The sequence below is a fragment of the Ochrobactrum sp. PL_is501 genome, from assembly GCF_055816895.1.
Window position 1 is genome coordinate 1 of the sequence record NZ_JBVPGR010000015.1, and the last position, 20218, is coordinate 20218.

A 20218-nucleotide genomic window follows, 5' to 3' on the forward strand; every position below is an offset into this window, starting at 1 on the left:
CTGGAAACTCCGCTTTGCGAGGTCGATCGCAAGGATATGCACCGCTGTCATCTGCCTTTCCTCCTTGAGCGCCACCATGGCGCTGCGACTGCCATCATACGCCGATGCCGGCCGGAGGGGGCATCCACCCCATCAGTTCAGGATACCTTCTTTACGCATTTCACCCTCGAGACGCTCAATAGCCCCGCCGCTGCCGTTTGTCGGCAATATCACCCTTCCAGCAAAAGCTCACTTTTTTTGAAGATCGGCGTCAAATCGCGCCGACCTATTTCCCGGGAACGGACTGCTTTGAGTGGTGACAGTGCATAGAACTGCCCATTGCGATCGGGCATCGGTAATCTAGCTTCTTGGTTTGGCCTGTAAGCCGGGTACCTCTCGGTGCAGATCGGAGTCCTCACCCTAGGCCGCAATAAAGTGGCCCGGAGAAACCTCTCGGTAGTTCCGCTCCGGCGGAACAAAACCGAGTGGGCGGACCGGGCTTTTCAATTCATCTGCGTTAAGGCTGCGCTTGATATGTCTTCGTTCAGGATCTAGCACAGGTACCGCCGCCATCAGCTTCCTGGTGTAGGGATGCTGTGGGTTCCCGAAGACATCGGCGCGGGGGCCGATTTCGACGATCTCACCGAGATACATCACTGCCACGCGATGGCTGACGCGTTCGACCACCGCCATGTCGTGGCTGATGAAGAGATAGGAAAGGCCGAGGCTGTCCTGAAGATCTAACAGGAGATTGCAGACCTGGGCCTTGATCGACACATCGAGCGCGGAAACGGATTCATCGGCAACAATCACCTTGGGGTCGAGTGCCAGCGCGCGGGCGATGCAGATACGCTGGCGCTGCCCACCGGAGAATTCGTGCGGATAGCGTTTCATCATATCTGCTGAGAGGCCTACTCTTTCCAGCAATGAAGCCGCTTTTTCGCGGGCCTCCGTCTTGCCTGCAAGCTTATGCTGGACGATGGGCTCGGCGATGGCATTGCCGATGCTCATGCGGGGATTGAGGCTTGCGAAAGGATCCTGGAAGATCATTTGCACATCGCGACGCGCACGCCGCAATTCTTCTGCCGGCAGGGACAAAAGATCTTTTCCGTCTAGAGAAATGGAGCCGCCATGCGCGTTGGTCAGTCGCATGATCGTACGGCCGATGGAAGATTTACCGCAGCCGGATTCTCCCACCAGGGCCAGCGTTTCCCTGGGAAACAGATCGAAGGATACATTCTCGACGGCATGAACGGCGCCGATGGTGCGCCCGAAAACGCCACCTCTGATCTGATAACGTGTGGTGAGATTTTTCACCCGCAGCACCGGTTCAATTGCTTTGGGGTGGTTTGCCATCGGCTGCGGTTCACGCTTTTCACCGGTCGCCATGTCCACCACAGGAAATGGCAACGGCTCAGTCTTCCCGTCCATCGAGCCCAGATGCGGAACAGCGGAAAGCAGCGCACGCGTATAGGGATGCTTGCCGCGATGAAAGATATCGGCCGTCGTTCCCTGCTCCACCACTTCGCCACGATACATGACGAGGGTGCGGTCGGCAATTTCCGCCACGACCCCCATGTCGTGCGTAATGAAAAGCACAGATGTGCCTTCTTCTGCCTGAAGAGTTTTAACGAGATCGAGAATCTGAGCCTGGATCGTCACGTCCAGTGCGGTCGTCGGCTCGTCGGCGATCAACAGTTTCGGACGGCTTGCCAGCGCCATGGCAATCATGGCCCGCTGGCGCATGCCCCCGGAGAACTGATGCGGATAGTCGTCATATCGCGCGGCCGCGTTGGGAATGCGGACCTTGTCCAGAAGCCGTAGGGTTTCAGAACGCGCGGTAGCGCGATCAATACCGCCGTGACACGTCAGGGCCTCCGATATCTGCCGCCCGATCGTGAAAACCGGGTTGAGGCTGGTCATCGGCTCCTGAAAAATCATCGCAACGTCACGGCCACGTACTCGGCGCATCTCGCGCTCCGAAAGTGCGAGAAGATTGCGATTTCCCAGATGCACTTCACCGCTTATTCGGCTGCGGGCAGGGTCGAGCAGACGCATGATGGAGAGCGATGTGACGCTTTTGCCAGAACCGGATTCACCGACGATGGCAACCGTTTCCCCTTGTCCGACCTCGAAGGAAATGCCCTTGACCACGGGGCGCCATGCGCCATCCGCTTCAAATGCCGTCACGAGATTCGATACGGAAAGCACTGGGGACGCGGCGGCTTGTTGCATGGCGCTGGCTGTCACGTTGATATCTCCTGTCAAGCGGAACGGGCGGAGAGCCGGATTTCCGGCTCGAAGATAAAGTCGCGATCGAACGGAAACGTATTCCGTGTCTTGCGGAGGCGAGGCAACCGCTCGACAAACTGGTCCACGACGCCGGGAGATAGCGCCATCAGATTCGGATTGGCGATGGGTGCAAGCTCGGGGGAAAGGTATCCGGACTTGACCACCACGATTTTCGCCCGGCGAGGATCAAGCCCGAGCGTGGTGAAGTCCGAGATATTGTGATAGGGGCGCCGCTTCGCGCAAAGGACAAGGTCTACACCACCCACTGTCACTACCGCTTGCCTATCGACTGGTTTCGCCGCATCGTGAAGGCTGCGTAGCCGGCAATGGATGCGGACCGGCTTGCTGCCGTTCGTGTCCAATGTAGCGCCGATTGTCAGATCCAGTTCGGCGCCTGCTGATGCGGCAAAACATTGTTCGACTGCCGGGCGATCGGTAATGCCCGCGACGATGACACCTTGCGCATCCTGACGGATGAGTTCGCGCAACACATCGGCACGGTCGCCGACACCGCCACCGGTCGGATTGTCACCGGAATCCGCCAGAACGACGGGAGTTGTAGGGCTTGCCACCGCGCGGGCAACACATTCCTCAATGGAGCCAGTTTCGCAACCGAAGACGAAATCCTTGCGCGCATCCCAATAGGCGGCGGCAAGCGCCTTGGCTTCGCGTTCAAGGACGCCGCGGTCGGTACCCGTGAAGATCGCAGCGGCGGTTGCTCGCGGTTCGTCGGCCCAGACATAACCTACCATCAGCGACGAATCCCATATGCCTGGAATGGTATCCAGATCCGGCAGGCGCGCATAGAGGCCCTTTGCCGGCTCATCTTCCGTCGATGTGCGTTCTCCCGGCAGCACCACCGGTACGGGTGCCCACAAGAGGATGGGCTTCACCTTTTCGGAAAGGCAGCGAACCAACATGCTTACGGAGCGGCGCATTGTTTCTTCGACGTCGATGTGCGGAGCGGTGCGGTAGGTCGAGAACATATCGAGCGCATCGAGAATGCGTTGCGTGACATTGCCGTGAAGATCGTAACTCGTCGAGATTGGGCAGTCATCGCCGACGACGGCGCGAGCCGCGGAAATCCAGTCGCCTTCCGCGTCCTCCATGCCTTCCACATACATCGCCCCGTGCATGGCGAGGTAAAGGCCGTCAATGGGAAGGGAGGCTTTCAGCCGTTCCAGAAATTCGGCCTTGAACGACTCGTAGGCCGCGAGGGAAACCGGCCCGCCAGGAATGGCGCGGGCATGAAGCGTTGGAACGAACTCAGCATCATAATCCTTGAGGAAGGCGAAACGAGGGGAGGCGGTGAGTTCCTCTCCGCGCAGGACGATGAATTCTTCTACCCCGGCCAAAACCGGATTGTAGGTGCTGCATTCGGTGTGAATTCCGCCGACGGCTATGCGCATGGGTGACCTCAATTGATCAATGGAAGTGTTCTCATTGCGGCCCTACCGGCCAACCAGAAATCGGTGTGCGGCGATGGCCGCGGCGCCGCGCGCCCATACGGTCTGGTCGACGCGCAGGGTGCGAATTGCTGTCTGACCTGCCTGCCGCGGCAGGACATTGGCCTCCACGGCCTGCTGCATCACTGTGCCAAACAAGCCGTTGAACGAATATTCGTCATGGGTGACGAGAATTTCGCCGGGATCGTTCAGCTGAATGACATGCGCGATGGCGAGGCCGAGCGCTGATCCAGCGCGATGCAGGATACGAATGGCGGTGGCGTTGCCGGTCGCTGCTTCCGTTTCAATGTCAGCCAGTGCCTCGCAGGAAAGCCCTTCGGCGCGGGCCGTTTCACGAATTGCCTTCATGGATGCAACCGTATCGAGGCAGCCACGCTTGCCGCAACGGCAGGGTGCACCGCCAGGTTCGATCGTCAGATGGGCGATTTCGCCCGCACCGCCATGATTGCCGCGATAGAGCTTTCCATCGATGAAATGGGCGCAGCCGATACCGTCGCCAAGCGATACAAGGCTGAAGTTCTGTACTTCTCGGGCTTCGCCGAACAGTTTTTCGCTGACCGCGACCGATTTCGCGTCATTCTCGATGAAGACCGGCACATCTACCTTGGCTGCGACGATTTCCGCAAATGGTACATCCTGCCAGCCAAGCAGCGTCGACTGGATACAGCGGCTTTGTGTGTGGTCAACAAAGCCGGAAAGCGCGATGCCGATACCCGCCAGCCTTTCCCGCATTCCCGGTTGGCCGCCGATAAGTATTGAAAGTGAACCGGCAATGCTGGCTGCGATCGTTTCGGGATCGCGGGATAACGGTATCTGGGCTTCGGCAACGATTTCGCCACCAAGGTCTGTCAGTACGATCGGAGCAGGGTCCTGCAAGAGCGATACACCGAGCAGAAAGGCGCAACCAGGATGGATATCCAGGAGAAGCGAAGGGCGCCCCTGTCCGTAAACAGGTACGGTTTCCTGCAATACGCCCTTGTCGATCAGGTCGCGCGCAAGACCACTCATCGCTGCCTTACTCAGCCCGAGCACCGCCGTGAGGTCCGTACGGCTAAGCGGGCCGGATTCGCTGATGGCTCGTAATATCTGTCGTTGCGTTGCGGTGAACAAGAGGGCTGGCCCATGGCGATTTGACTTCATGCTTGACACTAAGTTCAATAAGTGAACAAATCAATGCCTAATTGGTTCTGAAATGATCCAATCGAAATTTGAGCGAATCTTAAGACAAAGAGGGGGTCCGGGATGTTTATCAGCCGATCGTTCAATTGTTTCCGCGTTGCCGTGCTCGGCGGCGCTTTTTTGGCAGGCGTTTCTCTTTTGCCGTTGCAGGCTGCGGCCACAACTTTGACCGTTATGCAGAGCGAGGCTCCGCGCTCGATGGATCCGGGTGACCAGACGGCAACCTATACAGCCTCTGTGCTTGATCCTATGTATGACGGCCTGCTCAAGCAGACGGAAAGCAACCCTGTTGCGCCCGCGCTTGCCACCGAATGGTCCGGGGACGATACGGGGCTCGTATGGACGTTCAAGCTGCGCGAGGGGGTCAAATTTCATGACGGAACACCGTTCAATGCGGATGCTGTGGTGAAGAACTACGCCCGCCATCTCGACACGAAGCGCGGTCTGGCGGCAAGCGGTCGCCTGCGCCTCGTGATCGAGAAGGTCGAAGCGGTTGATGACAAAACCGTACGCTTTACGCTCAAGAAGCGGTACCCGGCATTTCTGGCCTTGCTCACTACGCCGTCCAACTGGATCGTCAGCCCCACCGCGGACGATACAGGAACGCTGGGCGCAAAAGCGGTTGGCACTGGCCCATACAAGTTCAAGGAATATAAGTCCGGCGAGTATGTGCTGGAAGAAAAGAACCCGGATTATTGGGGTGGTGTCCCCAAAGGCGCAGACGAGATCAAATGGACCTGGACATCCGAGCCGTCGGTAATGAACATGGCGATCCAGACCGGTGACGCGGATGTGGTAAGCCCGTTGCCACCCGCTTTTGCGGCCCAGCTTTCTGCAAGCGACGATGTGAAGGTTATCAGTTCTGATGGCGCGGCTGTTTTCTGGGTCGCACTTAATACGAAGCTGAAACCGCTGGATGATATGCGGGTGCGACAGGCGTTGAACTATGCCACCGACCGCGACGGACTCGTGCGCGCCATCATGCAGGGTTACGCCATTCCCGCTAACTCCCCGCTGCCTCCGGTCATGAACGGCTACGACAAGTCATTGCAACCCTATACGCTTGATCTGGACAAGGCCAAGGCCCTGCTGGCTGAAGCTGGCCATCCGGATGGTTTCTCGATGTCGGTTGCCGTGCAAGAGCCGGAAGCACGCATCGCCGAATTGCTGCAGGCCATGTGGGCAAAAGTTGGCGTAAAGCTTGATGTGCGCCGGATGGAAAGCGGTGTCTGGACCAAGGCAGCCTTCGCCGATCTGGCGGGCAAGGAAGCCGACGGCACCGGCTCCGTTATTGCTTCCTGGTCCACGAGCGTGAACGGTGCTGACCTTCAGCTGCGCCCGCTCTATCATTCCGCAAGCTCGGCGCCCGTCGGCGCTAATCTCGGCTTCTTCAACGATCCAAAGCTCGACAAGCTCCTTGATGACGCTTCCAATATCCAGGACGAAGGCGAGCGCAACAAGCTCTATGTCGAAGCGCAGAAGGAGATCAATGAGCAGGCGCCACATGTCCTTCTTTACACGACCAAGGACGTCTATGCCGTGCGCAACAATGTGGAAGGCGTGGGTATGATTCCCGGCGGTCAGGTAGTCGTCGAGGAAGCCACCAAGAACTGAGGCCATAAAGAACGTGGAAGCCGCCTGAGCGACTTCCTTTCGTGACAAACCGACGAGGGGCGTATGAAAGCCTATATTCTCCGCAAGCTCATCGGCCTGCCCCTGATACTGATCAGCGTATCGCTGCTGATCTTTCTCGCCCTGCGCGCCTTACCGGGTGATCCGGCGCGCCTCATGGCCGGCCCAGAGGCGACGCAGGAAGCAGTTGACGCAATGCGCTCCCGTCTGGGCTTGGATCGCGGTCTTGTCCATCAATATGCGCAATTTGCGATCGATGCCGGGCAGGGTGATCTTGGCACATCCATCCGTTCCAAGCTGCCGGTAACGAGCGAAATCGCGGAGCGCATGCCCTATACGCTGGCTCTCGCGCTGACAGCCTATCTGCTTGCCATGGCGATCGGCATTCCTGCCGGCATGGTGGGGGCGATCTATCGGCACGGTTGGCCTGATCATGCAGTCATGTTCCTAGCCATTCTCGGAGCTTCGATCGCCAATTTCTGGCTGGCGCTGATGGCCATGAACACGTTTTCGGTCAAGCTCGGCTGGCTGCCGCTTCTCGGCGCATCGAACTGGAAAAGCTTCATCCTGCCATCCGTCACTCTCGCCGTCTTGCCCGCCGCACTCATTGCCCGCATGACGCGCTCAAGCATGATCGAAGTGCTGGGACAGGATTATATTCGCACTGCGCGTGCCAAGGGCGTTTCCGTTGCCTCGATTTACTGGAGCCACGCGCTGCGCAACGCGCTGATCCCCATCATCACCATTGTTGGGCTGAACTTCGGCGCTTTGATTGGCGGAGCTGTCGTGACGGAATCTGTCTTCAATTGGCCCGGTATCGGGCGGCTTCTGGTGGATTCGGTACGCTATCGCGACTATCCAGTCATCCAGGGCGTTACGCTGGTGGCTGTAACAGGTGTGGTTCTCGCCAATTTCATTGCCGAGATGCTGATCGCAGCGCTCAATCCCCGCATTAGGTTCGACTGATGAACAACGTTTCGATGACCGTCTCCGCCCAACCGCGTTTCGGACGCTCCCGGCAAACATTGCGCTGGATCGCACGTCATCCAGGTATTGCGGTCGGTGGCGCGCTGATTGCCCTCATCGTGTTCTGTGCGATTTTCGCGCCGTTCATCGCCAGGGCCGACCCTTATGAGCAGGATCTGCTTGCAACCATGCTGCCACCATCCTGGGAACATCCCTTCGGCACTGATGACGGCGGGCGCGATATTTTCGCCCGTGTGATCCATGGTGCGCGGATTTCGCTTCTGGAAGTTGCGCTCGGCGTCGGCCTTGCGGTTCTGGTCGGCGTGCCGCTCGGCATATTATCCGGCATGGCGGGCAAGCGTATCGATACCGTGATCATGTGGTGCATGGATGTGCTGTTCGCGTTTCCGGGTATCGTCCTGGCAATTCTGTTGATCAGCATCCTTGGTACCAGCCTTGTCAATCTTCTGGTTGCCATCGCCGTGTTTTCCGTGCCGATCTATGCCCGCCTAGCCCGCAATCTTACGCTTGGCCTACGCTCCATGGATTATGTGGAAGCCGCTGTCTCGCTCGGGCTTTCGCGGTGGCGGATCATGACACATTACATCATGCCCAATGCAGTCGGGCCGATCATTGTGCAATCGACCTTGACCGCCGGCACGGTCATTCTGTCCGCTGCCAGCCTTTCCTTCCTCGGACTGGGTGCACAGCCGCCGCTGCCCGAATGGGGTGCGATGATGTCGAGCGGCCGTAACTATCTGGGATTGAACATATATATGTCGTTATTTCCCGGGCTCGCAATCATGATAACGGTGCTCGGCTTCAACATTCTTGGGGATGGATTGCGAGATCTCCTGGATCCGCGACGGTGAGGCAATCGACAATGCTGCATTTTGAACCGCACTCTGCGTCGCACACGCTGCCGGTCTTCTCCGCGGACATCGGAGGCTCTTTCATACGGTTCGCGCATTCGGCCCGGCCTGGCTCGCTTGAGCATCTGGAGAGCCTCCCGACGCCGACCAAAGATTGGGCGGCATTCGTGAGCGCGCTTGATGGACTGCTTCTGCGTCACGCCGGCAGCAGCAACGCTCCACTCGCCCTGTCGATCGCCGGACTGATCGATCCAGTCGACGGTAGGGCTTTTTCCGCCAATATTCCGTGCATCACGGGACGCCATCTCGAAAAGGAACTCGGCGAGCGGTTTGGGCGGCGAGTTTTTGCGGCCAATGATGCCGATTGCCTGGCGTTGGCGGAAGCAGGCGAGGGCGCTGGCGCGGGAAACCGTATTGTCTTCTGCGCGGTGCTTGGCACGGGCGTTGGTGGCGGTCTGGTGGTGGAAGGCCGTCTTGTCCGCGGGGCAGGCGGCATTTCAGGCGAATGGGGGCACGGGCCGATCCTCAACACGCAGGTGGAGCTTGAAGGCGAAGGGTCGGTGTTTATCCCACGTTTCGCCTGCGGGTGTGGTCAGAGAGGATGTGTGGATACGGTTGGCGGCGCACGCGGCATCGAACTCGTCCATTCTTTTCTCAACCGTGAGGAAAAGGACAGCCGTAGCATCCTGCAGGCATGGCAAGGCGGTGACAGTGCGGCGCGCAGAACCCTGGCAGCCTATCTGCAGCTGGTTGCTGATCCTCTGGCTGCGGTCGTGAACATTACGGGCGCTTCGATCGTCCCTGTTGGCGGAGGACTCGCAACGGCAGAACCTCTGATCATGGCCTTGGATAAATCTGTTCGGCAACGCATCTTGCGCCGTGTGGACACGCCGTTGATCGTCTCTGGACGCTTCAGCAGTGAAGGCGGGCTGATCGGCGCCGCTATTCTGGGGCGCCAATCGTGAGAGCCAGATTAGAAGTCTGTGTGGATAGCCCAGAGGGTCTCAGGGCGGCTGTCGAGGGTGGTGCGCACCGGATTGAATTATGTGCGGCGCTGGATGTCGGCGGGCTGACACCATCGCCCGGCTTGATGGCACTGGCTGCCCGAGTACCGATACCTGTGTATGCCATGGTCCGTCCGCGTGCCGGTAGCTTTTGCTTTCAGACCGACGATGCAGTGTCCATGATCGCGGATATCGACGCAGCCAGAAATGCCGGGCTTGCTGGGGTCGTCATCGGCGCATCTTTGCCGAACGGCAATCTCGATCTGCCGTTGTTGCGTCGTCTTGTCGATCGTGCGAGCGGTTTGGGGACGACGCTTCATCGAGTCTTCGATCTTGTGCCGGATCCCGAGCGGTCGCTGGAGGAGGCTATCGAGCTCGGTTGCGAGCGCATATTGACCTCCGGTTTGCGGCATACGGCGCTGGAGGGACTGCCGATGCTGGCGAGCCTTGCAAAGCGCGCTGCCGGGCGCATTGGCATCATGCCGGGTAGCGGGATCACTATAGAAAACGCAATGCATATTCTGGATGAAACCGGGGTCGGCGAAATTCATGCCTCCTGCCGGCAGGAAGTTCCAGTTGAGGATGCCGGAAGCGTCGCGTTCGGGTTTTCCAAGCCACGTTCCTTCCGAACCTCAGCGAATAAAGTGAGACAACTCGTTGAGGCCATCGTCGAATGCCCTCATCTATAGTTTCTCCCTTACGGCGATTCGTGAGAGTTTAGGACTCGGTCTCTGATGCGAACTGGCCGTCCTCCCTGACATAGAACCAGGGCGCGCGTATAACTGATCGCGGTCTCCCCACAGACTACCGCAATCGCCCGGATATCGATCCGGGACAATGGTTTGACTTTCCCGATACTTGCCGATCCTGGCAGTGGAGTCGCTGCACGGATCGGATTGCGCTGGACACTCCCCGGCTATCTCAGAAAGGCATATGTCCAGATCATTCAAAAATGACCCCACCGTCGTCAATGACGACAACAGTTGGGCCCGACCACTGCCAGCTCGATACGCACCGCAGGAAAAGATGGTTTGATGGCCGAATACCCAGCTGAAACTCACGTCATTGGCGGCGTCGACAAACATAGGGAACTGCATACCGCGGCTGTCGTCATTGAAACGGACATCGCCGCCACCGCTTCGACGATGGCCCGAACGTAAGCAACCGGCCACAGGCGCGCAGATCCCACGACGATGCGTCGACGGGTGGACCTGCGGATGTGAGCGGCAAGCTGGCCGATCTCTCCAAGAAGGAGGAGGGCGGAGCGTGGTAGCGGTTTTTTCTTAGCTGAGGCTTCAATTCCAATTGCGAATTCAAAGCTCTGCTTATTTGTGCGCGACCATGATGTGCCGGACGGCGGTGTAATCCTCCAGCGAGTAGATCGACATGTCCTTGCCGTAGCCGGATTGCTTCAGGCCGCCATGGGGCATTTCATTGGCTAGCATGAAATGGGTGTTGATCCAGGTGCAGCCGTAGCGCAGGCGCGCGGCAATCTGCATGCCCTTGCTGACATTGGTGGTCCAGACCGACGAAGCGAGACCATAGTCGCTGTCATTGGCCCAGGTCACGGCTTCGTCCAGTTCCGTGAACCGGGTGACGGAGACCACTGGCCCGAATACTTCCCGGCGCACAATCTCATCTTCTTGCGTAGCCCCGGCAATGACCGTAGGCTGGAAGAAGAAGCCCCGGTCTCCGGCAGGGTTTCCACCCGCCGTCACCTCAATATGAGCGTTGTCGCGAGCGCGCGCGACGAAGCTCTCGACACGATCACGCTGGCGGCTCGAGATCAACGGTCCGATCTCGTTTTGGGTATCATCCTCAAGATTATAGCGGATTGATGAAACGGCAGAAGAAAAGTCTGCAACGAAGCGATCATAGATTTTTGCATCGACGTAAAGACGACAGGCCGCGGTGCAGTCCTGCCCGGCATTATAATAGCCGAAGGAGCGGATTCCGTTGACCACGGCTTCCAGATCGGCATCGTTCAGCACGATAACCGGTGCTTTGCCACCCAATTCCAAGTGTGTGCGCTTCACCGTCTTGACCGCGGCCTGCAACACCTTCTTGCCCGTGGCGATATCCCCGGTTATCGAAACCATATCAATGTGAGGGTGGTTGATCAAGGCATTACCCACGGTTTCACCCCGGCCAAGGACTATATTGACGACGCCCTCCGGTAGGATGCCGGCAAGCAGTTTCGCCAGCTTGAGCGCTGTCAGCGGTGTCTGCTCTGAAGGCTTGAACACCACCGTATTGCCCCCGGCGATGGCGGGGGCGAGTTTCCAAGCCATCATCATCAGCGGATAATTCCAGGGGGCGATGGAGCCGACGACGCCGATGGGATCGCGGCGGACCATCGAGGTGTGGCCCAGTAGATATTCGGCGGCCAGCGGCCCATGAAGATTGCGGACAGCGCCCGCAAAATATCGGTAGCAATCGATGATGGCGGGAATTTCATCATTGAGGACCGCATTGATAGGCTTGCCGCAATTCAGTGCCTCAAGCGCGGCAAAGGCGGCAGCGTCGCGCTCGATGGCGTCGGCGATCTTGAGAAGATAATTCGACCGTTCGGCAGGCGTGGTGCGTGACCATGTGGCGAAGGCTTTCACGGCGGCATCGACGGCGGCGTCTATCTGTGCAAGGGACGCTTCCGGCAATTCCAGTATCGTTTCACCGGTCTTGGGATTGAAAACGGTTTCTTCTGTTTCCGTGCCTGCCACGAAACGCGAACCAATCAGCATCTCAGTATTCATGATGTCATCTCTCATACTATCGGGATTTCATTTGCCGTGACCGGCGATCTGATCGCCCTCGCGGGTGAGGTAATAGGCGGTGAGGATCGGCAGGAAGGTGAGGAGCACCACCGCCATTGCCACCACATTGGTAACGGGCCGCTGTCGGGGCCGGATCAACTCCTGAAGCATCCAGATGGGCAGGGTCATTTGCTGGCCGCCGGTGAAGGTGGTGACGATGACTTCATCGAAGGAGAGGGCGAATGCCAGCATGCCGCCCGCCAGCAGCGCGGTGCCGATATTGGGCAGAATGACGTGGCGGAACGTCTGGAAACCATTCGCGCCCAAATCCATCGAAGCCTCGATCAGCGAGCCGGAAGTGCGGCGGAAACGGGCGACCGCATTATTGTAGACCACCACCACGCAGAAGGTGGCGTGGCCAAGCACGATGGTCCATACCGAGAATGGAATTTCCAGAAGCGAGAACGCGGAGCGCAGGGCAATACCGGTGACGACGCCGGGCAAGGCGATGGGCAAGATTACCAGCAGCGATATGCTCTCACGGCCAAAGAAGCGCGTACGGCTGACGGCGGCTGCGCAAAGCGTGCCGAGCATCAGAGCGATCAGGGTCGCGATTGTAGCAACCTGAAGCGACAGCGCCATGGAGGACCAGACGTCGGGCCGGTTCCAGGTGACCTCGAACCATTTCAGCGTAAAGCCCGGAGGCGGCCATTGATAACTTTTTTCTTCGGTAGTGAAAGCGTAGACAAAGATGAGCAGGATGGGCAGATGCAGGAAGGCAAGCCCGCATCCGGCGGCGATCTTCAGAGCGAGCGGCGCCCCGTTGCGGCTATTAGAGCGCATCGAAAGCTCCCTTTTGTTTGGCGGCCCAGAGATAAACGGCCATGATGATGATCGGCACCACGGAGAAAGCGGCAGCAAGCGGCACGTTTCCGGCGGTGCCCTGCTGGGTGTAAACAGCCTGACCTATGAAGAGCCGCGACGAGCCAATGATTTGTGGAATGATGTAATCGCCCAGCGTCAGCGAGAAAGTGAAGATCGAACCCGCGACGATGCCAGGCAGTGCTAGGGGCAGAAGCACATTGCGGAAGGTTTGCGAAGGTGTCCCGCCAAGATCGGAGGAAGCCTCGATTAGATTGCCGGGAACCCGTTCCAGCGCCGCTTGGGTCGGCAGGATCATATAGGGCAGCCAGATATAGACGAAGACCAGGAATGTGCCGGTATAGCTCATGGAAAGCGAGCTGCCCCCAATGATAGGCAGCGCAAGCACACCGTCGATAAGCCAGGACAGGTGCAGTTTGGCAAAAATCCAGGTCAGGATGCCTTCCTTGGCGAGGATCAGCTTCCAGGCATAGACCTTGACGAGATAGCTCGACCATAGCGGCATCATCACGCCGAGGTAGAACAGCGCCTTCCATTTGCCATGTGCATGGCGCGCCGCATAATAGGCGATGGGAAACGCAATGAATGCGGAAGCGATGGTGACCAGCGCCGCCATTAGCACAGTGCGCAGGATGATATCGAAATTCGCCGATTGCAGAAGCTGGGCATAGGTCGCGAGCGTGAACTCGTAATCGATCACTCCCGAGAAGTCATCGACCGAGAAAAAGCTCTGCAACAAAAGCGCTATCAACGAGCCGATATAGATGATGCCGAGCCAGAGAAGCGGCGGTGTCAGCATCAGGAAAAGCAGCAATCCAGGATGCCGCCAGAAAATATCCGATAGACGGCCAAGCATGCCATCGCGTTGTGGTGTGGTTGATGCGAGGGAGCGCGGCAGCCCGTTCAGATGCGTATCGCTCATGCTGCCTGATCCATATAATGCACATCACCCGGTTGCCAGGTGATGAAGATTTCATCATTTAGCGCCGGCGCAGTGATGTCCCGGGGGAGCATGACATGAAAGCGCGTGTCCGCAACATCGATTGCGATCCGCGTGGCTGAACCCAGAAAATTGGTGGCCCTAACACGCGCCGGTATGCCGGTGCCCTGAGCGAGCCTGATTGCCTCCGGCCTGAGGCTTGCCCAGCGGCGCTCGCCGCCGAAGGATGCCATGACGTCCGGGGCGATCACATTGGAAGAGCCAACGAAATCAGCCACAAAGCGCGTTGCTGGACGGTTGTAGATTGCCTCCGGCGTGTCGGCCTGCACTATGCGGCCATTATTGAAGACTGCCACACGGTCAGCCATGGACAAGGCCTCGCCCTGATCATGCGTGACGAAGACGAATGTTATGCCAAGCGCGCGCTGAAGCGCCTTCAACTCTTCCTGCATTTGCTCGCGCAGCTTCAAATCCAGTGCGCCGAGCGGCTCATCGAGCAGAAGCACTTTCGGCTTGTTCACCAAGGCCCGCGCTAGTGCAACGCGCTGACGCTGGCCGCCAGAAAGCTGGCCGGGCTTGCGCGCGCCATAGCCCGGAAGCTTGACAAGTTCGAGCATTTCTTCTGCGGCGCGCCTTCGCTCGGCCTTGCCGACGCCGCGCACCATCAGGCCATAGGCGACATTGTCGGCAATATTCAGATGCGGGAAGAGCGCGTAATCCTGAAAGACCGTATTCACGTTACGCCTGTAGGGCGGCACACCGCTGACGCTTTCTCCGAAAATCTCGATTGATCCGCCGGTCGGTCGCTCGAAACCGGCGATCAGCCGGAGGCAGGTCGTCTTACCGGAGCCTGATGGGCCCAGCATGGCGAAGAATTCGCCCGGCGCAATTGTGAGATTCACCTGATCGACGGCGTGAACGGCGCCAAAAAAACGGGATACATTGTCGAAATGGACGGCTGTTGTCATCTCTTTACCCTTCCGGCGCGTTATTCCATTTCGACAAACCATGTTCATCGATCGGCTGTCGCACGGGTTAATATCCGGGTGGTTGTCGCCCTCATGTCAAAGAGGGGCGACACGATTTCGGGCTGGCTACAAGATCAGCGGCCGCCGATGACGCCGATATAATCCGACACCCAGCGGTGATAGGGTACGCACCCGCTCTGGCTTTCACATTTCGCAGTCGGCGTGCGCCAGAAGCTGATCTTCTCGAAATTGTCGAAGCCGTTGGTGGAGCAGCCGGCCTCGCCAAGCAGTGCATTACCCTTGCACGCCGCCGGTACAGATGGCACCGCGCCGAACCAGGCAGCGGCATCACCCTGCACCTTGAGCTTAAGGGAATGCTCCATCCACTTATAAGCGCAGTTCGGATGTTCGCTATCGACATGCAGCATGGTGGTATCGGCCCAGCCGGTCGCTCCTTCTTCGGGGAAGGTCGAGCCCACAGCGGCATTCTCGGCTTTCAGCAGATTGACCATGAAAGGCCAGGAGCTGGAGGCGACAACGCCTTCATTCTTGAAATCGTCGATCTGAATCATGGCGTCATGCCAGTAGCGGCTGACGAGCTTGCGCTGTCCGCGCAGCAGATCGAGCGCGGCCTTGTACTGATCTTCGTTCAGTTCGAACGGGCTCTTGATACCCAGCTCAGGCTTATGCGCCATCAGGTAAAGCGCCGCATCGGCGATATAGATCGGTCCGTCATAGGCCTGAACACGGCCCTTGTTCGGTTTGCCATCCGGCAGGTCCATTTCCTCAAAGACGACATTCCAGCTTTTGGGCGCTTCGCCCTTGAAGATATCCTTGTTATACATCAGTACGTTGGGTCCCCACAGATAAGGAACCCCGTAATGGACGCCCTTGACCGTGAACCACGGGCCATCCTTGATGCGATCGTCGATTGTCTTCCAGCTTGGAATGAGATCAATGTTGATGGGCTGCACGCGCTTGCCGGCGATGAGCCGCAGCGAGGCGTCCCCGGAAGCAGTGACGAGATCGAAGCCGCCCTCGTTCATCAGGGCCACCATCTCATCCGAGGTGGCGGCTGTCTTCACCGTCACCTTGCAGTCGGTTTCTTTCTCGAAATCGGTGACCCAGTCGTAATTCTTGTCAGTATCGCCGCGCTCGATATAGCCGGCCCAAGCGACGATGCTTACCGCGCCTTCGCCTTTGCCAACTTCCTTCAGCGGTTCCGCGGCCATGGCTTGCGCTGCAAAAGCCAGCATGGCAATTGCTGATACGCAGGATTTCAAAACAGCGTGCATTGGGTGTCCTCCCTTACCCTTCCACTCTCCTCACCGTGATCCTGCAATCATCTGCACGCCTTCGCAAATGCATTAATCAGAAACATGCTATCGGAATTTCCGATAGAAAGGCCTCAAACGCTGCATTAGCGAGACCGATCCGATCTCAGCGTGTGGGCGATGCCAATGAAATCCCGCGCGGCCTTGGAAAGGCTGGAACCCTTCCGCCAAGCCATTCCGATCTGAACCGCAGGCAGGGAACCCGAAAAATCACGGCTTTCCAGCCGGTCGCCTTCCAGTGACCACGGACGGTAGACCAGATCGGGAAGGAGCGCGATTCCTGCGCCTGTCGCGACCAGACTGCGGACAGCTTCCACCGAGCGGGTGCGAAATGCGATCTTGGGTCGCGCGCCGAAAAGGGCGAGCAGATTGCCGGTGTTTTCCTCTACCTCATCGATTGTAAGTACAATTAATGGCTCCTGAACGATGTCACCAATCGAGATGCTATCGGCCGAAACCAGCGGATGGCCGCCCGGCAGCCATAGCCGATAGGGAGAAATCTCCAGAATTTCCGAGTGAAGCGCCATCCGGTCGCTAAGATGCGAAAGCACCATGACCGCGACGTCCAATTCGCCGCCGATCAGCAAATGTTCCAGATAGGATCCGCTATCCTCAATGGCGCTGATTTCCACATCTGGAAAATTCCGTCGATAACGTGCCAGAATATCGGGCAGGACATATCCGGCCACCAGCGAAGTGACACCGAGATTGAGTGTCCCTTTCTCGGCTTTTTCCACCCTCGAGAAGGTTTGTCTGGCATCCTCGACATCAGCGAGGATCTTGGTGACATGGCGCAAGAACTGGTGGCCGTTGTGCGTAATGGAAAGCCCGCGCGGATGCCGATCAAACAGCTCTGTGCTGAGTTCGATCTCCAGTTCCTTGATCGCCTCAGTTATCGCGGACTGCGAAATGGAGAGCTTTTGCGAGGCCCGCGTGATCGACGCCTGTTCCGCTACCGCAACGAAATAGCGCAATTGCCTAAGTGTAAACATTCTTGGCCTCGTGAAATCCGAATTGGTAAATGTTCAATCGCTTGTATCGATATCTACTCTGTGTCACTCCCAAGCTGTTATTCTTGCCAGCAGGCATTGTTTCAATCGATTGAGATTGTTACTTTCCCCAAAATGCCTGCTCCTTCTCCCGAAGCATCTAATTGTGGCTGCCTTCATTCCGAAACAGCAGATTTTCTTTAGATGCGCTCCATTCCATAAGTATATCGAAAAAAGCGAAACCATCTATTGGAATTTCGGAATAGCCAAACTCAGATGACCCGTCTAGCTTTAGCGGGCGCGACGGGAGCGCGCAATGGGAGGGATTTATGATCACGCGACGCGATTTTCTCAATGGGGTTTCACTGACCATAGCGGCGGGCCTGACGCCTATTGATCTGGTTCGGGCTGACGAGGTTGTGCCGGGGGCTCTGCCCGCAAACTATTATCCGCCGGCGCTGCAGGGCCTGCGCGGCAGTCACCCCGGCTCGTTCGAAAGCGCCCACGCGTTGGCGCGAGAAGGCAAAAACTTCTCGTTCGAGAAACTGCCCATAGACGAGACTTATGATCTCATTGTCGTTGGCGGAGGCATCAGCGGTCTCTCGGCAGCATGGTTCTATCGCGAGAAGAACGGCGCTGACAAAAAAATCCTCATCCTCGACAATCATGACGATTTCGGCGGCCACGCAAAGCGCAACGAATTTCGTGCAGGCGATAAACTGATCCTCGGCTATGGCGGTACAGAAAGCCTCGACTCGCCGCGAACCGGCTATAGCGAAGTAGCTACCAATCTGCTGAAATCACTATCCGTCGATATTGATCAGTTCACCGCAGCCTTCGACCGGAAATTTTATCATTCACATAAACTGAGCCGGGGCGTGTTCTTCGACAACGATCATTGGGGAACTGACAAGCTTGTCATCGGCGATCCCTTCTGGATGACGGATGACGATCAGTTGCCGGAAATGTTGAATGCCCGCCCGGTAGACCGGTTTATCGACGACTTTCCTCTGTCCTCCGAAGACAAAGCTGCGCTTATCAAATTCCATAAGCAGCCGGATGATTATCTTCGGGGCAAGAGCAAGGAAAAAAAAGAGCTATATCTTTCCAAAACGAGCTATCGCGACTTTCTGTTGAATAATGCCGGTCTCAGCGAGCAGGCGGCTCAATATTTCCAGGGGCGTTTCAACGACTTGTTCGGCTCCAGCTCCGATACCGTTTCAGCTCTCGACGCCATGGAAACCGGCTTTCCAGGTTTTGATGGGCTGGGGCTGAAGGATAATGCCGCCACATCGAAAGACGAGGAAGACCCTTATATCTGTCATTTTCCCGATGGCAACGCGTCCATTGCGCGGTTGCTGGTCCGGAGCCTTATTCCAGATGCGGCAACGGGCAAAACGATGCAAGATATCGTGCTCGCGAAATTCGACTATTCGAAGCTCGATCAGCCCTCGTCACCGATCAGGATCAGGCTTAACAGCACCGGCATGAATGTCACCAATACGACGAGTGGCGCAGATGTCACCTATCTCAATCAAGGGACATTGCGGAAGGTCCATGCAAAAAAGGTCATTCTGGCCGGCTGGAACATGCTGATACCATTCATTTTCCCTGAACTTCCCGCCGAGCAGAAAGGCGCGCTGCGGCGGAATGTCAAACTGCCGCTGGTTTATACCAATGTCGTCGTCAAGAACTGGCGACCATTCAAAAAGTTGGGGGTGCACGACATTTACTCGCCGACGATGCCCTATGCCCGCGTCAAACTGGATTATCCCGTGAGCATCGGCGAGTATCAATTCTCGAGGACACCGAACGACCCGATTTGCATTCATATGTATCGTGCGGTGACTGTTCCCAACGAAGGGCTTGACGCCCGCACACAGGCGCAAATCGGGCGGCAATCGCTTCTGGAAACCTCCTTCGAGGAAATGGAACATGCCGTGCGCGACCAGCTCAGCCGTCAGCTGGCAGGAAGTGGCTTCAATGACGCACGGGACATCCAGGGCATCACCATCAATCGCTGGCCGCACGGCTATTCTTATGGACAGAATACGCTATTCGAGGAGACGAGCGACATGGAAGCGACCATTGCGCTCGCGCGCAAGCCGCACGGGAATGTGGCAATTGCCAATTCGGATGCAGGCTGGACAGCATTGACCCAATCGGCAATCGATCAGGCTTGGCGCGCCGTGCATGAAATCAGTTAAGCGACTATCAGACGCTGCCACATCTTTGCTTGGTCGGGCCAATGGCTATCAGGTGGCCTTGATCCGACCATCTGTTTAACATCTTACACGCTACCGTCGGTGACGATGGAACGGAACGCTTCCTGCATGGCTCTGACGGATGGGATCTAAACGCATCTCGTTTGGCCATGTTTGTTGCGGCCACTGGATATCAATCGGCTACTATCTGAGTTGCCATAAGCTATCTTATGCGATCTTTGTGGGTTGCTCGGGTACATTCTATTTTAAACTGCAACATGCCAATGAATTCATGAGGTTAGCCATGGAGGAAATTGGATGTCGAGTTGCTGTTCACAGATCACTTTGCGTGAACGTCGCCGTCTTTTCGAGCTGAAACAGCTCAAAGTCCCTCTCGGCGATATAGCGCGGCTGATGGGTCGTCATCGCTCGACGATCTATCGCGAGATCAAGCGCAACAGCTTTCGGGACACGGAGATACCAGACCATAACGGCTATCACAGCGTTGTTGCCGACAACATCAGCAAAGACCGGAGAACACGGTTGCGCAAGCTCAGACGTTATCCATAACTGCGCAAGTTTGTCATTGAACAATTGGAAGCCCATTGGTCGCGGAACTGAACTGATGGGGTGGATGCCCCCTCCGGCCGGCATCGGCGTATGATGGCAGTCGCAGCGCCATGGTGGCGCTCAAGGAGGAAAGGCAGATGACAGCGGTGCATATCCTTGCGATCGACCTCGCAAAGCGGAGTTTCCAG

At 57.4% G+C, this 20218-nt stretch carries 17 protein-coding genes and 1 pseudogene; 9 read left to right on the forward strand and 9 right to left on the reverse strand.

The window, feature by feature from the left end; translation table 11 throughout:
• The coding region (locus tag AC0TOF_RS00585) for a hypothetical protein (RefSeq protein WP_473766812.1) at positions 1-309 on the forward strand (309 nt) is incomplete at its 5' end.
• A gap of 90 nt (positions 310-399) precedes the next feature.
• Here the strand turns inward: AC0TOF_RS00585 and AC0TOF_RS00590 are convergent.
• From AC0TOF_RS00590 to AC0TOF_RS00600, 3 genes are read right to left on the reverse strand one after another with little or no spacing between them, the layout of a single operon-like run.
• Positions 400-2214 (reverse strand): ABC transporter ATP-binding protein, encoded by a 1815-nt coding sequence (locus tag AC0TOF_RS00590; protein ID WP_473766828.1) that lies wholly within the window; start codon positions 2212-2214, stop codon positions 400-402.
• Between the two features lie 29 nt (positions 2215-2243).
• A complete protein-coding gene (locus tag AC0TOF_RS00595) occupies positions 2244-3680 on the reverse strand; it encodes a M81 family metallopeptidase (RefSeq protein WP_473766813.1) in 1437 nt (478 codons plus the stop codon).
• 42 nt (positions 3681-3722) lie between these two features.
• Positions 3723-4877: an ROK family protein gene (locus AC0TOF_RS00600; RefSeq protein WP_473766814.1), complete on the reverse strand. Its 1155-nt coding sequence runs from the start codon at positions 4875-4877 to the stop codon at positions 3723-3725.
• 102 nt (positions 4878-4979) lie between these two features.
• Here AC0TOF_RS00600 and AC0TOF_RS00605 point away from each other — a divergent pair, with 102 nt between their 5' ends.
• From AC0TOF_RS00605 to AC0TOF_RS00630, 6 genes are all read left to right on the forward strand, one after another.
• Positions 4980-6530 (forward strand): ABC transporter substrate-binding protein, encoded by a 1551-nt coding sequence (locus tag AC0TOF_RS00605; RefSeq protein ID WP_473766815.1) that lies wholly within the window; start codon positions 4980-4982, stop codon positions 6528-6530.
• A gap of 63 nt (positions 6531-6593) precedes the next feature.
• Positions 6594-7514, forward strand: a complete 921-nt coding sequence (locus tag AC0TOF_RS00610) for an ABC transporter permease (RefSeq protein ID WP_473766816.1) — start codon at positions 6594-6596, stop codon at positions 7512-7514.
• Positions 7514-8386 (forward strand): ABC transporter permease, encoded by an 873-nt coding sequence (locus tag AC0TOF_RS00615; RefSeq protein ID WP_473766817.1) that lies wholly within the window; start codon positions 7514-7516, stop codon positions 8384-8386. Before AC0TOF_RS00610 ends, AC0TOF_RS00615 begins: the two co-directional genes overlap by 1 nt.
• Positions 8387-8397: 11 nt before the next feature.
• Positions 8398-9351: an ROK family protein gene (locus tag AC0TOF_RS00620; RefSeq protein ID WP_473766818.1), complete on the forward strand. Its 954-nt coding sequence runs from the start codon at positions 8398-8400 to the stop codon at positions 9349-9351.
• On the forward strand, positions 9348-10079 hold the full coding sequence (locus AC0TOF_RS00625; protein ID WP_473766819.1) for a copper homeostasis protein CutC: 732 nt from the start codon (positions 9348-9350) through the stop codon (positions 10077-10079). The genes AC0TOF_RS00620 and AC0TOF_RS00625 overlap by 4 nt, the downstream gene beginning before the upstream one ends.
• A gap of 345 nt (positions 10080-10424) precedes the next feature.
• Complete coding sequence (locus AC0TOF_RS00630) at positions 10425-10550, forward strand: hypothetical protein (protein WP_473766820.1); 126 nt, start codon at positions 10425-10427, stop codon at positions 10548-10550.
• A 165-nt stretch (positions 10551-10715) separates the two neighbouring features.
• Here the strand turns inward: AC0TOF_RS00630 and AC0TOF_RS00635 are convergent, their stop codons facing one another.
• The 6 genes from AC0TOF_RS00635 to AC0TOF_RS00660 form a co-directional block, all read right to left on the reverse strand.
• The gene (locus tag AC0TOF_RS00635) at positions 10716-12143 is read right to left on the reverse strand and encodes a gamma-aminobutyraldehyde dehydrogenase (protein ID WP_473766821.1); all 1428 of its coding nucleotides are present in this window, start codon (positions 12141-12143) and stop codon (positions 10716-10718) included.
• Between the two features lie 27 nt (positions 12144-12170).
• The gene (locus AC0TOF_RS00640; protein WP_473766822.1) at positions 12171-12986 is read right to left on the reverse strand and encodes an ABC transporter permease; all 816 of its coding nucleotides are present in this window, start codon (positions 12984-12986) and stop codon (positions 12171-12173) included.
• Positions 12976-13947, reverse strand: coding sequence for an ABC transporter permease (locus AC0TOF_RS00645; protein ID WP_473766823.1), 972 nt, complete (start codon positions 13945-13947; stop codon positions 12976-12978). The genes AC0TOF_RS00640 and AC0TOF_RS00645 overlap by 11 nt, the downstream gene beginning before the upstream one ends.
• Complete coding sequence (locus tag AC0TOF_RS00650; protein ID WP_473766824.1) at positions 13944-14933, reverse strand: ABC transporter ATP-binding protein; 990 nt, start codon at positions 14931-14933, stop codon at positions 13944-13946. The genes AC0TOF_RS00645 and AC0TOF_RS00650 overlap by 4 nt, the downstream gene beginning before the upstream one ends.
• A 134-nt stretch (positions 14934-15067) precedes the next feature.
• Positions 15068-16228: an ABC transporter substrate-binding protein gene (locus tag AC0TOF_RS00655; RefSeq protein WP_473766825.1), complete on the reverse strand. Its 1161-nt coding sequence runs from the start codon at positions 16226-16228 to the stop codon at positions 15068-15070.
• 125 nt (positions 16229-16353) lie between these two features.
• Positions 16354-17259, reverse strand: coding sequence for a LysR family transcriptional regulator (locus AC0TOF_RS00660; RefSeq protein ID WP_473766826.1), 906 nt, complete (start codon positions 17257-17259; stop codon positions 16354-16356).
• Positions 17260-17585: 326 nt separating this feature from the next.
• Here AC0TOF_RS00660 and AC0TOF_RS00665 point away from each other — a divergent pair, with 326 nt between their 5' ends.
• Positions 17586-19463, forward strand: coding sequence for an NAD(P)-binding protein (locus AC0TOF_RS00665; protein WP_473766827.1), 1878 nt, complete (start codon positions 17586-17588; stop codon positions 19461-19463).
• Between the two features lie 315 nt (positions 19464-19778).
• A pseudogene (locus tag AC0TOF_RS00670) lies at positions 19779-20027 on the forward strand (helix-turn-helix domain-containing protein); the annotation flags it as partial.
• Positions 20028-20218: the final 191 nt, after the last annotated feature.

Excerpts from the sequence above, each read along its gene's own strand:
- AC0TOF_RS00590 (WP_473766828.1), bottom strand. The coding sequence starts at position 2,214 with ATGCAACAAGCCGCCGCGTCCCCAGTGCTTTCCGTATCGAATCTCGTG.
- AC0TOF_RS00595 (WP_473766813.1), bottom strand. The coding sequence starts at position 3,680 with ATGCGCATAGCCGTCGGCGGAATTCACACCGAATGCAGCACCTACAAT.
- AC0TOF_RS00600 (WP_473766814.1), bottom strand. The coding sequence starts at position 4,877 with ATGAAGTCAAATCGCCATGGGCCAGCCCTCTTGTTCACCGCAACGCAA.
- AC0TOF_RS00605 (WP_473766815.1), top strand. The coding sequence starts at position 4,980 with ATGTTTATCAGCCGATCGTTCAATTGTTTCCGCGTTGCCGTGCTCGGC.
- AC0TOF_RS00610 (WP_473766816.1), top strand. The coding sequence starts at position 6,594 with ATGAAAGCCTATATTCTCCGCAAGCTCATCGGCCTGCCCCTGATACTG.
- AC0TOF_RS00615 (WP_473766817.1), top strand. The coding sequence starts at position 7,514 with ATGAACAACGTTTCGATGACCGTCTCCGCCCAACCGCGTTTCGGACGC.
- AC0TOF_RS00620 (WP_473766818.1), top strand. The coding sequence starts at position 8,398 with ATGCTGCATTTTGAACCGCACTCTGCGTCGCACACGCTGCCGGTCTTC.
- AC0TOF_RS00630 (WP_473766820.1), top strand. The coding sequence starts at position 10,425 with ATGGCCGAATACCCAGCTGAAACTCACGTCATTGGCGGCGTCGACAAA.
- AC0TOF_RS00635 (WP_473766821.1), bottom strand. The coding sequence starts at position 12,143 with ATGAATACTGAGATGCTGATTGGTTCGCGTTTCGTGGCAGGCACGGAA.
- AC0TOF_RS00640 (WP_473766822.1), bottom strand. The coding sequence starts at position 12,986 with ATGCGCTCTAATAGCCGCAACGGGGCGCCGCTCGCTCTGAAGATCGCC.
- AC0TOF_RS00645 (WP_473766823.1), bottom strand. The coding sequence starts at position 13,947 with ATGAGCGATACGCATCTGAACGGGCTGCCGCGCTCCCTCGCATCAACC.
- AC0TOF_RS00650 (WP_473766824.1), bottom strand. The coding sequence starts at position 14,933 with ATGACAACAGCCGTCCATTTCGACAATGTATCCCGTTTTTTTGGCGCC.
- AC0TOF_RS00655 (WP_473766825.1), bottom strand. The coding sequence starts at position 16,228 with ATGCACGCTGTTTTGAAATCCTGCGTATCAGCAATTGCCATGCTGGCT.
- AC0TOF_RS00660 (WP_473766826.1), bottom strand. The coding sequence starts at position 17,259 with ATGTTTACACTTAGGCAATTGCGCTATTTCGTTGCGGTAGCGGAACAG.
- AC0TOF_RS00665 (WP_473766827.1), top strand. The coding sequence starts at position 17,586 with ATGATCACGCGACGCGATTTTCTCAATGGGGTTTCACTGACCATAGCG.